This window comes from Actomonas spartinae, assembly GCF_051209155.1.
Lineage (GTDB): Bacteria > Verrucomicrobiota > Verrucomicrobiia > Opitutales > Opitutaceae > Actomonas.
Genome location: NZ_JBPJGB010000002.1, coordinates 1,103,858 through 1,118,522, shown reverse-complemented (window position 1 = coordinate 1,118,522; position 14,665 = coordinate 1,103,858). Strand labels below are relative to the sequence as shown.

Sequence of the window (14,665 nt, the reverse complement as noted above, 5' to 3'; positions counted from 1 at the left end):
TGGCTCGCTTTCGCTCGTCCCGCTCACGCGGGATCAACCTGCCGGTTGCCCCATCTCCGGGTCGCTGCGCGCCCCTTCGTCGAACCATAGGGTTCTCACCCAAATCGGCTTCCCCTCCGCTGCGCTCCGTGGCTGCCCGACATGGGTTGGCTCGCTTTCAGCTCGTCCCGCTCACGCGGGATCAACCTACGGTTGCCCCATCTCCGGGTCGCTGCGCGCCCCTTCGTCGAACCATAGGGTTCTCACCCAAATCGGGCTTCCCCTCCGCTGCACTCCGTGGCTGCCCGACATGGGTTCGAACCATGACTAGGCGAGTCAAAGTCGCCTGTGCTACCATTACACCATCGGGCAGTGAAACGGGATCGGGCAGCGTGGTCCGATTGACGGACGCGTCAAGACCGGGTTCCGGGTTGTTTTTACGCACCACCGGTCCTGCCCATGGCCCAGCTCCGCGGATTCAACATCACTCCGATGCTTCGTCCACGTTGAGCTTCCAGGAAACCCCGAAGCGATCAATCACGATGCCATACCAGGAGGTGAACTCAGACCTCGCCAAGGGGATCACCACCTCGCCGCCGACGCTCAGGTTGGCAAACCACCGCTGCGCCTGCTCGACCGACGACAGACGGAGTGCCAAGGCGAACCCGGAAAACGGCACCACCGCCGCGCCTGGCACGTGCCCCACGTCGCTCGCCATCAACACCGTATCGGCAATCCGAAACGTCGCGTGAAAGATCAAGTCCCCTCCCCCCTCCCACGCCGACGCCGGCATCGGGCTCTCGGAAAACCGCATCAGGAAATCGACCTCCGCATCCAAGGCCTCGCGGTAAAAGGCCACCGCCTCCTCCGTTCGACCACAAAAATTGAGCGTGGTGACCAACGACATGAAGCGAGGAAAGTATGGGTTCGCCGCACGTCCTGTCACGGCTTCGTTCACTCGTTTGGCGGCGATCGCGGCAGGACCGCTCCAACTCAAGTCGCAACCGTTTCGCCCTCTGTGCTGATTTTGCAAAGTGTCGGCAGAACGAAGAATTACGTAAATCTTCCGCTGGGTTGTCCGCATTGATGGTATAGGAGTTCTCCCAGTGCATCCCCTCCGCCCCACGCCTTCGCCGTTCCGCCGATGCCCTGCGCTTCCGCGCCGGGTGGGCTTGGTGCTGCTCGGGTGGCTCGCTTCCGCCGGCATCTTGACCGCCCAGGACACGGCCCCGAATCAGCCGGAATCTGTCGTCACGTCGTGGGACGAATATTGGAACCTGCCCGATCGGAACGCCCCCGGTCAGGCCCGGCTCGATATGATTGCGCATGTCGCATATTTCGACCCCGCCTGGACATTGATGTGGATTCACGATGGCCAACGCGTGGGCTACATCCTCGACGACTGGCACGACCTCGACCTCGACCTCGAGCCGGGCGGGCGCTACCGCATCACCGGCACCATCCAGCTCCCCGCCGCCGAGCTTTCCCTGCGCAACGCGACCTTCACCCCGCTACCCGACGCGCCCATGCCGACCGTGGAGCCGGCGGACTTCACCGATCACCGCCAGGTTTCCGAGCAAATCCTCACCATCAGCGGTCTCGTCATCAACCAGAGTCGGACCGACCCGATGCACACGCAACTGACCGTCGCCGCTCAGGGTAAGAGTTTCCACGCCTTGGTGATCGAACAGGATGACGGCGCTGCGGTGAGATGGGTCGGTTCGTTCGTTACGGTGAGTGGCGTTTACAACCCCAAGGTTTCCCCCTCCGGCGAGTTCGTGAGCCTCGAAGTCATGGTGGCCAGCCCCGACTTCGTGCACTACATCTCCCGTCTCGACGACGACCCACGTTTCGATGGCACGCCTGTGTCGCTCAACCGCATCGCCCAGGCCGATTCCGACCAGCTCGTGCTGGTCGCCGGCGAGGTCGTGGATCAGGTGCCCGGCCGTTCGGTCACCGTCCGCGACCACACGGCCCAGGCCACCGTGCTGACCGGTCAGATCGAGCCCTTGGCGAAAGGGACCGCGATCGAGATCATCGGCCACCCGCGCGTAAACGGCCTGCAGTTGGCTCTGCACGACGCGTTTTTCCGGCACACGCTCACCGCGCCGCCCCCGGCCCGCGAAGGCCCCGAACAGGTCTACACCCTCGCCGCGCGCGTGCTCGGCCTCTCACCTGATGAAGCCAATGACCGCCACCGCGTGGAGCTTGATGGCATGATCACGTGGTCCCATGCGGACTCCCGGTATTTGTATTTTCAGGACTCGAGCGGCGGCGTCGGCGTCTATCTCGGGAAAAGTGAATCGCCGGTGCCGGAGGTCGGCGCCCGCGCACGCCTCACCGGGGTGACCGGCTTGGGCGAGTTCGCGCCCGTCGTCGTCGCGGAGGAGTTTAGCAACCAGGCGGGTGGGGCCATCGAGTTTCCCGTGCCCGCCAACATCACGCTCGATGCCGCCCGCACCGGCGTCTACGAGGCCCAGTGGGTCGAGCTCACCGGTTATCTCTTCCGCACCCTGTCCGCCGCCAACTGGACCCACTTGCACATCTCGACCCACGATGGCGATTTCCGCGCCGTGCTGCCCCGGACCGCCGCGTTTGACAATCAGGTCGGTGCCGTGGTGCGCCTGCGGGGGGTCTGCACAGCGGTGACCGATGATCGGGGTCGCGTGACCAATGTGCGCGTCTGGGTGCCCTCGGAAAACCAAGTCGATATCCGCCAGCCGGTGCCCACCGATCCGTTCAGCCTGCCGCTGGTGCCACTGACCGACTTCGGCCGCTTCGGCACGTCCGACTATTTCCAGCGTCATGTGCGCATCGCCGCCACGGTTCTGAGCGCCACAACCGACCGCATCGTGCTGGTGCAAGAGGGACACTCCACCCTGCGTCTGCTCCGGCGCGACAACACCGCCCTCCAAGCCGGCGACCGCATCGAGGCCGTCGGCCTGCCCACCCGCATCGAAGAGTATTTCGCGCTGCGCGAAGCCCAGATCCGAGTCGTGGGCAGCGGCGCGCCGCCCGCGGCCGAACGACTCAAGTCGCCGCGCGTGCTCGAACTCGATTATGTCGACCGTCGGGTGACGATCGACGGCGAGCTGCTGCAGGTCGGCCAGTTCGCCGGTCAGATCCACCTCACCTTGGAGAACGAGGGTCAGGTCTTCGAAGCCCAAATCGAAACCGCGGGCGACCTGAGCGAAACCCCCAACTTCCAAGTCGGTTCCCGCCTGCTGGTCACCGGGATCTACGCCATCCAAACCAACGATCTCGGCGATCCCGCCGAGTTTCATCTCAAGGTCGATCATCCCGACTCCGTCACCGTGTTGAGCGAACCTGCCACGTTCAGGCTCGATTGGGTGCTGAAAGCCACCGTGCTGCTGGCAATTGGCAACATCTTTGCCATTCTTGTCATCCTGCGACTTCGGCGTCGCCTCCGCGCCGCCCGACCCTAACCTGGACCTGGTCACATGCCCGCTCCCGCCGCCAACGCCCCGCGCATCCTGTTCATGGATGATGAATCCGATATCCGCAAAATCGGCGAGCGCGTGCTCACCTACCTTGGTTACCGCGCCACCACCGTGGCCGAGGGCCAGGCCGCCCTCACAGCCTACGAGGAGGCCATGCAAACGGGGGATCCCTTCGCCGCCACCATTCTCGACCTCACCATTCACGGCGGCATGGACGGCTCCGAAACGCAGCAGCGCCTGCGCGCCCTCGATCCCAAGGTGAAGAGCATCGTCTCCACTGGACACTCCGTGGGCAACGTCACCACCGAATACGCCGCTCATGGCTTCGTTGGCACCATCTCCAAGCCCTACGAAATCTCCACCCTCAAGCGCGTGCTCGACGAGGTCTTGGCCGCGAGCTGACTTCCCCCGGCCCGCCCGGCCGGCGCTCTCCCGCATTGACGCCGGAAAACGCGCTTCCTTCACTCGCTCCTCAAATGAGCGAATCCGATTCGGACTGTCCCGCCCCCAAATACAAACGCATCGTCCTCAAACTGAGCGGCGAAGTCCTCCGTGGCTCCGGGACCGATCCCATCGACCCCGCCGTGCTCAGCCGCATCTGCGGTCAGGTGAAAGAGATCCACGACATGGGCGTCGAGGTCTGCGTCGTCATCGGCGGCGGCAACATCTTCCGCGGCCTCCAGGGGGAGTCACGCGGCGTCGACCGCACCACCGGTGACTACATGGGCATGCTCGCCACCGTCATCAACGGCCTCGCGATCATGGACTGCCTCGAAAAGATGGGCGTGCTGACTCGCGTGCAAACCGCCATCCCGATGGATCAGGTGGCCGAGCCCTTCATCCTCCGCCGCGCCCGCCGCCACCTCGAACGCAAACGCGTCGTCATCTTCGTGGCCGGCACCGGCAACCCCTACTTCTCGACCGACACCACTGCCGCCCTGCGCGCCAACGAGGTCGGCGCCGACATCATTTTCAAGGCCACCAAGGTCGACGGCATTTACGACAAGGATCCGAAGAAGCACGCCGACGCCGTCAAATACGACGACATCACCTTCATCGACGCGCTCCGCCAGCGCCTCAACGTGATGGACGCGACCGCCTTCTCCCTCTGCCTCGACAACAACCTGCCCATCCTTGTCTTCGACCTCAGCGATCCGCACGCCATTCGCCAGGCCGTCCTCGGCGAAAAGATCGGCACCCTCGTGCACAGCTAAGCCGGTTCCCCGACAGGCCTTGTCCCTCGCCCGCAACCTCTCCTAAGTTCTTCCGCCATGTCTCACGAAATCGTCAACGACACCGAAGCCAAGATGACCAAAGCCGTGGATCACACGATCCATGAGTTTGCCAACATTCACACCGGCAAGGCCACGCCGGCCATGGTGGAGAGCATTCCGGTCGAGGCCTACGGCTCGTCCATGCGCATCAAGGACTGCGCCGCCATCTCCACCCCCGACTCGCGCATGATCGTCATTCAGCCCTGGGACAAAGGCGTCATCCAAGCCATCGCCAAGGGCATCCAAGTCGCCAATATCGGCCTCAACCCCAACATCGACGGCGGCATCGTCCGCGTGCCCCTGCCCGAAATGAGCCGCGAACGCCGCCAGGAGTTTGTGAAGGTCGCCCACCGCTACGCCGAAGAAGGCAAAGTTTCCGTGCGCAAAGCCCGCCACGACGGCCTCGATGCCATCAAGAAGGCCAAACTCCCGGAGGACGAAGCCAAGCGCCTCGAAAAGGAAATTCAGGCTCTCACCGACAAACACGTCGCCAACATCACCGAGCACCTCAACGCCAAGGAAAAGGAACTGCTCGAAGTCACTTGAGCCCCCTCGACCCGGTGACCCAAAGCTAGGGCGGGCTCACCGAGCCCGCCTTCCTTATGCCCGCCGAAGATTCTTTCTCTTTCCTCTGTATCTTTCTCTTTCTCCCCGTTGAGCGGATGGGTTCCGGCCGGTGGGGATAAAGAGAAAGATAAAGTATAAAGAGAAAGATCACCCCTCTCTCGCCCTCCCCCCCCATGCCCAACGCCGACACCACCTTCAGCACCCAGCCGCCCAAGCGCGTGGTCGTAAAGCTGGGCACCGGCGTGCTCACCTCGGGCATCGGTCAGCTCGACATCGGCCGCATCGCCAGCGTCTGCGCCCAGATCGCCGCGCTGCGCGCCGCCGGCACGGAAGTGATCGTGGTCTCCTCCGGCGCAGTCGGACTCGGCATGGGCCGCCTCGGCCTCAGCCGCCGCCCCGCCCTGCTCGCGCAGAAACAGGCCTGCGCCGCCATTGGCCAAAGCCTGCTCATGCAAACCTGGCAGCGCGGTTTTGAGCCGCACCACGCCACCGTCGCCCAGGTGCTGCTCACGCACGAAGACGTGCGTGCCCGCGCCCGCCACCTTGCGGTCAAAGCTTCCATCGAGGCCCTCATTGGCTACGGCACCATCCCAATCATCAACGAGAACGACACCGTCAGCGGCGCCGAAATTCAATTTGGCGACAACGACACCCTCTCGGCGATGGTCGCCAGCCTCATCCACGCCGACTACCTCGTCATCCTCTCGACCGCCCCCGGCCTCATCGATCTGCAGGGCACCGGCGAGATCGTGCCCACGGTGCAAAAAATCACCCCGGACATCGAGGCCATGGCCGGCGGCACCACCTCCGCCACCGCCGTCGGCGGCATGATTTCCAAAATCTCCGCCGCCAAACTCGCGGTGAAGGCCGGCTGCGGCGTCTTCATCGCCAGCGGCGCCGAGGATGAGGTGCTGCCCCGCATCTTCTCCGGCCACAACCCCGGCACCTATTTCGTGCCCTCGGGACTGCCCCTCGAAGCCCGCAAACGCTGGCTCGCCTACTTCCAACGCCCCGAAGGCCGCATCGAGATCGATGCCAAAGCCGTCGCCGCGCTTCGCGACAAAGGCCGCAGCCTGCTCGCCGTGGGCGTGACCGGCAGCCGCGGCCCCTTCAGCGTCGGCGACATCGTCGACATCGCCGGCCCCGAAGGCACCGTCGTCGCCCGCGGCCAGGCCCGTTTCAGCAACGAGGAAGTCCCGCGTATTGCCGGACTGAATACCGACGCCCTCAAAGCCCTCTATCCCAGCCGGCGCCGGTTTGAAGTCGTGCACCGCAACGACCTCGTCCTGCTGTAGGAGAGTTTTTATTACAGGAGAAAGCAGAGGAAAACAGAGCCACTCCACTGGAGCTGTTTTACAGAAGGCAACAAAGGGAACGCAGCAAGGCAGGGCGTCTCGATCCCTCGTTCTCTTCGTTTCCTTCTGTGAAATGAACCCGGCAGCTCGGCTCCGTTGTTCTCCGTTCCCTCCTGTAAAAACAAACTACTCCACCACCGCCTTCTCCGCTGTGCGCAGTGCGCGCACACCGACCGCCAAACTGGAACCGACCATCAGCAACGCGGCGACCACCGGGTGCAGCCAACCCGCCGCCGCCAGCGCCATGCCGATCGCATTGTAACTCGCCGCAAAGCGCAGATTGCCCCGAATCCCCCGTCGCACCAATCCCCCCAGGCGGATCGCCCGCGGCAGCACCCGCAGATCATCGCCTGCCATCGTGCCCATCGCGGAGGCCCGCACCAGCTCCGCGCCGCCCCCCACCGCGATTGAACCCGACGCAGCGCCCATCGCCGCCGCATCATTCACCCCGTCGCCGACGAAGACCACGCGCCGCCCCAAGCCGATGTGCTCGCGCACCCGCGCCACCTTGTCCTCCGGCGACAACCCGCCACGCACCGCCACCCCCAAATCGTCCGGTGGGTGCCGGTCACCCGTGAGCACCTCCACCTCGACGCCCAAGGCCTGCAGATCGCTCAGCGTCTCGCGCAGCCCCACCCGCCAGCGCTCGCCGAGCGTCACCGTCGCCGCCAACACCCCGTCCACTGAAACCCAAACGGCTTTGGCCCCTCCCACTGGCGCCTCCCCCGCAAACCCGTGCAGGGCCCACTCCCCTACCGCCACCTTCCGACCATCGATCACCCCGCGCACACCGCCCCCCGCCACGATTTCGCGCCCTACAGCTGTAGCCGGGGTCGTTGACCCCGGTGCACCCATCCCCGCTGTAGCCGGGGTCGTTGACCCTGGTGCGCCCTCCGCCCCACCCACCGCACCGGGGTCACCGCCCCCGGCTACAGCCAATCCGGAGCCATTCGGCACCCCGGATAATTTGTCACCCAATAGGTTACAATGGCTCACAAGTGCCTCCGCAATCGGGTGTTGTAAATCCGATTCCAGGGTGACCACGGCGGCATACAGCCAAGGTTTCTGAGCAGCCCATGCCGACTCGGTGCGCCACGCGAGGACTTCCATGCGGTCCTCCGAGAGTGTGCCCGTTTTGTCGATACAGAGCAGGTCGCAGCGCCCGAGGACGTCGAGCAGGTCGCCCGTGCGCGCCACCAGGCCAAGCTTCACCAGTCGCGCCAACCCGCTCCACACCGCGATCGGCGTGGCCAGACCCATGGCACAGGGACAGGCCACCAGCAGCACCGCCATGGCATTGAACAATGCATCGGTCCACGGCGCCCGTGACCACCAGAAGACAAAGGTCACCACACTCACCGTCACCACCACCGGCAGGAAGATTCGCATCCAGCGGTCGGCCTGGGCCTGCAAGGCACTTGGGGCAAGCCGGGCTCGTTCCACTTCCCTCAAAATGTGATCCAAACGACGCGGCCCCAGCTGCGGCGCAATCACGAGGTCGCCATCCACAACATGTGTGCCCGCCATCACCGCCTCGCCCGGACCACGCGACACCGGTCGCCATTCGCCGGTCATGCTCGTCTCCGTCACGTAACTGCGCCCCCGCTCGATCGTGCCATCGACGACAATCGCTTCGCCCGGCCCCACCAGCACGCGGTCGGTTTCCATCAAGGTGTCCACCGCCTTGCGCACCGAGCCGCCGTCGGCCGCGATCACCCGCGCCTCGCCGAATTCCTGCCGCGTTTTGTCCACGGCCGACAAGGCCGCCAAACGACTGCGCGCGCCGATGAGCTTGCCGAGCGTGTGCACCGCCACCAATACCGCCACGACTTCATAATACACCGCGCCGGTGCGGGTGAAGGTGCTGACCAGCGAGCCGCCCACCGCGCCGGTCAGTGTGACCAGAAACAGCAGATCGATGCTGATGCGTTGTTCGCGCAGCGAACGCCAGGCCGAGCCGACCAGATCCCGACCGAGAAACACGAGCACCAGCAGGGCCGACAGCAGGAGTCCGCCGTGCACCACCCAATACCCCGCGCCCTCCGCTGGCGTCACATTGATCGCCAGCCCAAACACCATCGCCTGCCCCGCCACCGCCAAGCCGATGCCGATGCGCAACCATCCCCTCGCGACCAACTGAGCGTCGGCCTGCAGACCCGGTTCAGCGACAGCCCCCCTCGCCCTCACGGCTCCACCTCGAACCAGAACGGCACGAAGGTTTCGGCCTCGTTGAGGACCATTTGCGCCCAGATCACGTAATCGCCCGGCTCGGGAATCGTGACTTGAAAATGCAACTCCGGCGCCTGCGCATCGAGCGCCACGCTGAGATCGGTTTCCCGCGGATGCAGGTGGGCAAACCCACTGCGCTCGCGATCAAAGGCCACGAGGTGGGCGAAGGCCCCCATCACTTCACCGAGTTGCACGTCGCCGCCGTCACTCGCGCGAATGCTCAGGGTGAGATCGGCCGGTTCACGGGCGCGGATCACCGGATTCTTGGCGCTCAGCGAAAAAGCGAAGCCGTTACGCTCCGCGCTGCGGTTAAGCGTGATCTCGGGCATCGTCACCGCTCCCGGCACCGTGATGTCGGTGCTGGCATAAAGTCCGCGAGCGGTGACCGCCGGCGTGAAATCCGCAAACACCCGATAGGTGCCCGGCAGGCGCGGCGTGAAGACCGCGGTCCACTCGCCGGGCGTCTCCGAGGCGACCGGATGCACGTGGTGGTAGTCCTGCAGGGTCGGATCAACGATCATGATATGCAGCTTGTGCTCGTGCGCGACGAGCAGGTCGACCGGGCTGATCGGTTTGCCCGTTGAGGTGCTAAGGCGCAGGGTGAGCTTGGTGGGCTCACCCACGCCCGTGGTGGCGGGCGTGGCGGTCAGCGCGACGGGCGAGCGCGCGGTGGTCACCGGCAAAAACTGCGGCGCGGCCGGATCGCAAAACTCGAGCACGTTGCCGCCCTCCAGCCGGAAGTCGCCGTGGCTCAGGTTGGTGCCGGTGGGCATCCACCTAAACAACGCGAAAACGCCGAGGGCGCCGAGGGTGAGCATGACCACTTGCCGGCGCTGAGCGGCGGTGAGACGCGGGGCGGGAGACGTCGCGGCGGTGCTGCTCATCGCACGATCTTGCGGACGAATTGGTTGATGTCCCACACACTGCCATCGGCGCGATCGATGATGCGCCCCCGCTCGTCGACGAGCAGCGTGGCGAGGGTGTGCTGGATGAGCGGGCCTTCCACCTGTGCGAGCACGCCCATCTGCCGCAGCAGGTCTTTGATGGCCGACTCCGGACCGGTGAGAAAACTGTAGTTGGAGGTGTCGACCCCGCGGGCCTCGGCATAGTCGCGCAACACGCCCGGCGTATCGTATTCGGGGTCGAAGGTCACCGAGATGAGCTCGAGTTGGTCGCTCTTGCCGGCCTTGGCCACCGCCTCCTGCACGGCCATGAAGTTGGTCACCGCGGCCGGGCACATGGTTGCGATCGGGCAGCGGGTGTAGATGAAGTTGATCATGACCTTTTTGCCCCGGAAACGGCTGACGTCGACGACGGCGCCAGTCTGGTCGTAGAGTTTGAAGTCGGGCAGGTCTTCGCCGACGGCGCGGTAGGCCTTGCTGCCACGAATGACCGTGTCCTCGCGCAACGCGGCGGCGGCGGTGGCGACCTGCGACTCGGCGAGCTTGTCCTCGGCCCAGATGTGCGCGAGGCGGAAGACCCCGTTGGCTTCCTCGATGAGGCGGGCGCGGATGAACTGCCCCTCGACTGCATTGGCCAGGTCGCCTTCGCCGACCTGAAACTCCATCACCATTTGCGGCATGTAGTCGGGGATCTCCTCGTGATCGACCAGCAGGGTGCCGCGTTCGCGGTCGACCTTGATGATCTGGCCCTTGAGCGGGCGGCCCGGAACCGGCAAATGGTCGGCCTCGGCCGCCTGATCGGAGCGATTGCAGGCGGAGCACAAAAGCAGAGCGGCCGCGCAAAGGAGCTGCAGCAACGGACCGCGGCCGCGGCAAAACCGGGCAGACAAAGAGTTCATCCTGCCACGGATTCCCCGGCGTAAGGATTTGTCAAAGGGAATGCGGGTTGTAGGGTGGCCGGTTCTTCACCGCCAATCCGACTTTTTCGCGATGCCGCTCCTGTCCACCGAATCCCGTTCCTCCGCCTATCAACCTGGGCTGGCTTGGTTTGCCGCGATCGGCGGTGTCTGGGTCTTTGTGCTGGTGATGCTCGGCGCGTTCACCACGAGCATCGGCGCAGGGATGATTTTTCTCGATTGGCCGCTCTCCAACGGCTCGCTCAACCCCGAGGGCTGGCTGAACGACATCATGATGTTCGCCGAGCATTCGCACCGCTTGAGCGCGGGCATGATGTCGATCATCACGATCGCCATCGCGCTGGCCGTCTGGAAAAATGAGGCCCGGGCCTGGGTGCGCCACGTGGCGATCTTCGCGGTCGTGCTGGTTTTGGTGCAGGCGCTGGTCGGCGGCCTGCGCGTGCTGCTCGATCACATTTTCCTCGATTCGGTGAGCGTGGGCCGGCTCTTCGCCATGCTGCACGCGGTGCTCGCACAAATCTACGTGTGCACGCTGCTCACGATCGGCCTGGCCCTTTCGAAGCGCTGGATCGAAGCCGCCAAACGCGCGGACGGTCTCGCCGCGCTGTCGCGATTCGGACGCTGGTGCTGCGGGCTGCTGCTGCTGCAACTGGCGATCGCCGCGGTCATGCGGCACAGCTACGCCGGTATGGCCATCCCGACCTTTCCGCTCAGCTCCCACGAAGGTGACCTGTTGCCGCCACTATGGAATTTCCGCGTCGGCATTCACTTTGCCCACCGCGTCATGGCCTTGGTGCTCACCGTCGTGCTGATCGCTTTTGCCGTGAAACTCGTGAAGGCCGAACTCGGCAAGGCCGGCGCCGCGATCACCACGCTCCTGCTCGCCCAAGTCGCGCTCGGCGCCTCGGTGATTTGGATGACGCGCGATCCCTACGTCACCACCGGCCACGTGCTGGTCGGCGCCTTGCTGCTGGCGACCACCTACGGCACCACGTTGTGGACGATGCGCCGGGAAGGCACAGTCAGCGCATGAGCGAGGCATCGTCCAGTAACGCGCCCTCAACCACCGCCAGCGGCGGAAAGTTCGGCGACTACCTTGAGCTCACCAAACCGCGGCTGAGCATGCTTTCCGTCATCACCGCGATGGTGGGCTACCTCGTGGTGAAAGCACCGTGGGACTGGTCACATTTCCTCGCCACCATGATCGGCACCTCGGCCTGCGCCGGCGGCGTGGCGGCGCTCAATCAGTGGATGGAGCGCGACACCGACGCGAAGATGCGACGGACGGCCGACCGGCCAATTCCTTCGGGCAAGGTGCCCGACGGTGCGGCGTTCGTGCTGGGCTGGGGCCTGTGTTTCGGCGGCTGCTTCCTGCTTTTCGCGACGGCCAGCGCCTTGGCGGCGGTCTTCGCCTTGGCGACGATCGTCACCTACCTCGCGTGGTATACGCCGGCCAAGCGCCGCTCGAAGTGGAGCACGGAAATCGGTGCCATCGCCGGCGCGTTTCCGCCACTCATCGGCTACGCCGCGGCGCATGGCGGCATGGAGCCCCTGGGCTGGGTGTTGTTTGGCATCCTGGCCTTCTGGCAGATCCCGCACTTCATGGCCATCGCCTGGACCTACCGGGAGGATTACAGCGCGGTTGATTTTCCCATGCTGCCCGTGCGGGATCGCGACGGCAAAGTCGTGGCGCAATGGTCGCTCGTGAACACCGTGGCCCTCGTCGGGGTGAGCGCCCTGCCCTCCTTCATGGGCGACGCGAGTTGGATCTACTTCGGGGTGACCGTGGTCCTCGGGCTGTGGTTCCTGCTGCGGGCGGGCGCGTTCCTGCGCAAGGACGGCCGTGACCAAGCCGCCCGGAGATTGTTTTTTGCCTCCATCGGCTGGCTTCCGTTGCAATTGGGTGCACTGGTGATCGACCGCCTCTTCCTGGTATGACGATTCAAGACATTCCCGCGCTCAACGCGGCGCTCAACGGACTCGCGACCCTGCTTATGACCGCCGGGTTCATCTTCATCAAAGCCGGCTACCGGGAAGCTCACCGCAAAGCCATGCTCTCGGCCGGCGTGGTGTCCGCGATCTTTCTCATCGGCTACGTCACCCACAAAGCGCTCGTGCGTGGGGTGCACACGCCCTTCGGTGGCGAGGGCTTCATCCGCAGCGTGTATTACACGATGCTGATCTCGCACATCCTGCTGGCCATCTCGATCGCCTACCTCGTGCCGCGCACCTTCCTTTTCGCGATCAAGGGTAACTACGAGCGGCACAAGGCCTGGGCCAAGTGGACCTTCCCGATTTGGTATTACGTGAGCGTTACCGGCGTCCTGGTGTATTTCTTCCTCTACCGTTGGTGGCCATCCAGCTGAGCAGGAGAAGCCCTCCCCACTGCAAGCGGGCGCCAGCGCCCCGCCTACATTCCGGGTTCGAACCCGCACCGTAGGCAGTCCGCTTGCGGGCGCTGCGTTGCCGCTACGCCGTTCGGCGTCCGTCGCCGCTCCAAGGCCGTTGCTTCACCCGAAGCGCTTTTCGAGCAGCGCCTTCACCCGGTCGCGCGACTGCTCGACGTGATGCGGCGTCGTGCGCGGACTGAGCTCCAGGGTGAGCCGGTGGTGTGGTTTCCAGAAAGAGCTCACCATTTCGAAATCGATCTGACCGTAACCCACCGGCTGGTGGTCATCATCGTCGGCCACATCGTGGAGGTGAAACCCGACCAAACGATCGGCCACCTTCTCCAGGTGCTCGCGGTGATTGAGCAGCCCCATGTTCTGCTTGAGCTCCGCGTGGCCGGTGTCGTGCCAGTAACCACAGTGCGTCTCGGTCGGCAGTCCTTCGAAGAAGGCAGGGAAATCGTCGTCGAGCGGCAGCTCCTGAAACTTTTCCCGATTCTCGCAGCCGATGACGACTTTGCGCTCGAGGCACTTTTCGCGGATCTCCTCCAAGCTCGAGAGCACCTGCTCCCAATACGGCGTCATGCGAGTGCGCAGCTTCGTGCAGGCCTTCTCAAGCACTTTGCGGTAACCGGCGTCCGTCGCCGGATCGATGTCGGGATTCGCCCGCCGGTAGGCCTTCACCTTGCGGTAGGGATTGCTCCAGAAGAAGTGCACGCTGCCCAAGTGCGTCACCATCGCGCCGCAGCCCACCTGCGCGGTGAAGTCGATCGAGCGCAGGGTATGCCGCAGCCATTGATCATGCTCCTTGCTGGAGCTGTCCGAGGGTTCAAAGAGATTCGGCGCCGAGTGGTTAATGCCCGTCGGCAGCGGACAGAAGTTGTGCGTCGAGCTGATCTTGATGACGCCCTCCTCCACCGCTTTCAGGATCCCCGGGACCAACACGATGCGCGTGCCGTGGCTTAACTCCGCGTATTCAAACCCCATGTCCCGGATCTCGGTGAGCATCGCGTATCCGTCGGTATGACGGAATGAGTTCCAGCAGGTTGATAGCGCCAGGGTCGGCTTCACGAAGTCTTTAAAATGGGGGCGGGAGGGAGGGAGAAGGTGATCGAATCAAATCGTCACTCGCTTGCAGTAAACAAGCAAACAGGCACGAAAAACCGCGCCCCGAACATGGTTCGGCCGGCGCGGTTGGAAAGGCTTATTCAAGCGTCCCGTTGAGCGGGACGGAAACGAGCACGGGAATCAGCCCTCGTGGCGGCGGCGCAGCATCTGGGTGAAGGCCATGACCTTCTCCTTGCGGCGACGCTTCGCGCAGGGCTTCTCGAAGTAGCGCTTGGCGCGAACACCCTTGATGATGTTCTCGCGTTCGAGCTTCTTCTTCAGGCGACGCAGGGCGCGGTCGACCGGCTCGCTTTTGCGGATTTTGATTTCGATGGGCATGTCGTTGGACGTGTTTCTGAAAGGGAAAAAGGGTCATAGCGCCAAACCCCTGCCCCCGCGTCAACGGCAATTTTGCCCCGCCCCCACTGCGCCAAAAAGGCGCCTCCTCCCCCCACTTCTGACTTCTTACTTCGCACTTCTTACTTTG

Annotated in this window: 14 protein-coding genes and 1 tRNA gene; 8 read left to right on the top strand and 7 right to left on the bottom strand. The window is 64.4% G+C overall.

Going from position 1 to position 14,665, the window contains the following annotated elements; genetic code table 11:
• Positions 1 to 277 precede the first annotated feature (277 nt).
• Together AC0MRV_RS12250 and AC0MRV_RS12245 are read right to left on the bottom strand one after the other, a co-directional pair.
• Positions 278 to 351: transfer RNA gene (locus tag AC0MRV_RS12250), tRNA-Gln, on the bottom strand.
• A 112-nt stretch (positions 352 to 463) separates the two neighbouring features.
• Positions 464 to 886, bottom strand: coding sequence for a VOC family protein (locus AC0MRV_RS12245; protein WP_472764760.1), 423 nt, complete (start codon positions 884 to 886; stop codon positions 464 to 466).
• A gap of 301 nt (positions 887 to 1,187) precedes the next feature.
• Between AC0MRV_RS12245 and AC0MRV_RS12240 the strand changes: the two genes are divergently transcribed.
• The 5 genes from AC0MRV_RS12240 to proB all read left to right on the top strand — a co-directional run bounded on the left by AC0MRV_RS12240 (position 1,188) and on the right by proB (position 6,576).
• Positions 1,188 to 3,425 carry a hypothetical protein gene (locus AC0MRV_RS12240; protein WP_472764759.1) on the top strand — a complete coding sequence of 746 codons (2,238 nt, stop codon included), beginning with the start codon at positions 1,188 to 1,190 and terminating at the stop codon, positions 3,423 to 3,425.
• Between the two features lie 15 nt (positions 3,426 to 3,440).
• On the top strand, positions 3,441 to 3,842 hold the full coding sequence (locus AC0MRV_RS12235) for a response regulator (protein WP_472764758.1): 402 nt from the start codon (positions 3,441 to 3,443) through the stop codon (positions 3,840 to 3,842).
• A gap of 74 nt (positions 3,843 to 3,916) precedes the next feature.
• Positions 3,917 to 4,654 carry a UMP kinase gene (gene pyrH / locus AC0MRV_RS12230; RefSeq protein ID WP_472764757.1) on the top strand — a complete coding sequence of 246 codons (738 nt, stop codon included), beginning with the start codon at positions 3,917 to 3,919 and terminating at the stop codon, positions 4,652 to 4,654.
• Between the two features lie 57 nt (positions 4,655 to 4,711).
• Positions 4,712 to 5,260: a ribosome recycling factor gene (frr, locus tag AC0MRV_RS12225; protein WP_472764756.1), complete on the top strand. Its 549-nt coding sequence runs from the start codon at positions 4,712 to 4,714 to the stop codon at positions 5,258 to 5,260.
• A 194-nt stretch (positions 5,261 to 5,454) separates the two neighbouring features.
• Positions 5,455 to 6,576 (top strand): glutamate 5-kinase, encoded by a 1,122-nt coding sequence (gene proB / locus AC0MRV_RS12220; protein ID WP_472764755.1) that lies wholly within the window; start codon positions 5,455 to 5,457, stop codon positions 6,574 to 6,576.
• Between the two features lie 186 nt (positions 6,577 to 6,762).
• Here the strand turns inward: proB and AC0MRV_RS12215 are convergent, their stop codons facing one another.
• Genes AC0MRV_RS12215 through AC0MRV_RS12205 form a run of 3 tightly spaced genes read right to left on the bottom strand, consistent with a single transcriptional unit; the run spans position 6,763 to position 10,666 of the window.
• On the bottom strand, positions 6,763 to 8,823 hold the full coding sequence (locus AC0MRV_RS12215) for a heavy metal translocating P-type ATPase (protein WP_472764754.1): 2,061 nt from the start codon (positions 8,821 to 8,823) through the stop codon (positions 6,763 to 6,765).
• Positions 8,820 to 9,749, bottom strand: coding sequence for a hypothetical protein (locus tag AC0MRV_RS12210; protein ID WP_472764753.1), 930 nt, complete (start codon positions 9,747 to 9,749; stop codon positions 8,820 to 8,822). The genes AC0MRV_RS12215 and AC0MRV_RS12210 overlap by 4 nt, the downstream gene beginning before the upstream one ends.
• Positions 9,746 to 10,666: an SCO family protein gene (locus AC0MRV_RS12205; RefSeq protein ID WP_472764752.1), complete on the bottom strand. Its 921-nt coding sequence runs from the start codon at positions 10,664 to 10,666 to the stop codon at positions 9,746 to 9,748. Before AC0MRV_RS12205 ends, AC0MRV_RS12210 begins: the two co-directional genes overlap by 4 nt.
• Positions 10,667 to 10,757: 91 nt before the next feature.
• On the opposite strand from AC0MRV_RS12205, the gene AC0MRV_RS12200 reads away from it, so the two are divergent.
• Genes AC0MRV_RS12200 through AC0MRV_RS12190 form a run of 3 tightly spaced genes read left to right on the top strand, consistent with a single transcriptional unit; the run spans position 10,758 to position 13,050 of the window.
• The gene (locus AC0MRV_RS12200) at positions 10,758 to 11,717 is read left to right on the top strand and encodes a COX15/CtaA family protein (protein ID WP_472764751.1); all 960 of its coding nucleotides are present in this window, start codon (positions 10,758 to 10,760) and stop codon (positions 11,715 to 11,717) included.
• Positions 11,714 to 12,622, top strand: a complete 909-nt coding sequence (gene cyoE / locus AC0MRV_RS12195; protein WP_472764750.1) for a heme o synthase — start codon at positions 11,714 to 11,716, stop codon at positions 12,620 to 12,622. Before AC0MRV_RS12200 ends, cyoE begins: the two co-directional genes overlap by 4 nt.
• Complete coding sequence (locus AC0MRV_RS12190; RefSeq protein ID WP_472764749.1) at positions 12,619 to 13,050, top strand: DUF420 domain-containing protein; 432 nt, start codon at positions 12,619 to 12,621, stop codon at positions 13,048 to 13,050. Before cyoE ends, AC0MRV_RS12190 begins: the two co-directional genes overlap by 4 nt.
• A gap of 144 nt (positions 13,051 to 13,194) precedes the next feature.
• Here the strand turns inward: AC0MRV_RS12190 and AC0MRV_RS12185 are convergent, their stop codons facing one another.
• Positions 13,195 to 14,079 carry a sugar phosphate isomerase/epimerase family protein gene (locus AC0MRV_RS12185; RefSeq protein WP_472764748.1) on the bottom strand — a complete coding sequence of 295 codons (885 nt, stop codon included), beginning with the start codon at positions 14,077 to 14,079 and terminating at the stop codon, positions 13,195 to 13,197.
• A gap of 240 nt (positions 14,080 to 14,319) precedes the next feature.
• A complete protein-coding gene (gene rpsU / locus AC0MRV_RS12180) occupies positions 14,320 to 14,517 on the bottom strand; it encodes a 30S ribosomal protein S21 (protein ID WP_221029862.1) in 198 nt (65 codons plus the stop codon).
• Positions 14,518 to 14,665: the final 148 nt, after the last annotated feature.

Coding starts and splice junctions, on each gene's coding strand:
- AC0MRV_RS12245 (WP_472764760.1), bottom strand. CDS start 886: ATGTCGTTGGTCACCACGCTCAATTTTTGTGGTCGAACGGAGGAGGCG.
- AC0MRV_RS12235 (WP_472764758.1), top strand. CDS start 3,441: ATGCCCGCTCCCGCCGCCAACGCCCCGCGCATCCTGTTCATGGATGAT.
- AC0MRV_RS12190 (WP_472764749.1), top strand. CDS start 12,619: ATGACGATTCAAGACATTCCCGCGCTCAACGCGGCGCTCAACGGACTC.
- AC0MRV_RS12205 (WP_472764752.1), bottom strand. CDS start 10,666: ATGAACTCTTTGTCTGCCCGGTTTTGCCGCGGCCGCGGTCCGTTGCTG.
- rpsU (WP_221029862.1), bottom strand. CDS start 14,517: ATGCCCATCGAAATCAAAATCCGCAAAAGCGAGCCGGTCGACCGCGCC.
- pyrH (WP_472764757.1), top strand. CDS start 3,917: ATGAGCGAATCCGATTCGGACTGTCCCGCCCCCAAATACAAACGCATC.
- proB (WP_472764755.1), top strand. CDS start 5,455: ATGCCCAACGCCGACACCACCTTCAGCACCCAGCCGCCCAAGCGCGTG.
- AC0MRV_RS12185 (WP_472764748.1), bottom strand. CDS start 14,079: ATGCTCACCGAGATCCGGGACATGGGGTTTGAATACGCGGAGTTAAGC.
- cyoE (WP_472764750.1), top strand. CDS start 11,714: ATGAGCGAGGCATCGTCCAGTAACGCGCCCTCAACCACCGCCAGCGGC.
- AC0MRV_RS12210 (WP_472764753.1), bottom strand. CDS start 9,749: ATGAGCAGCACCGCCGCGACGTCTCCCGCCCCGCGTCTCACCGCCGCT.
- AC0MRV_RS12200 (WP_472764751.1), top strand. CDS start 10,758: ATGCCGCTCCTGTCCACCGAATCCCGTTCCTCCGCCTATCAACCTGGG.
- frr (WP_472764756.1), top strand. CDS start 4,712: ATGTCTCACGAAATCGTCAACGACACCGAAGCCAAGATGACCAAAGCC.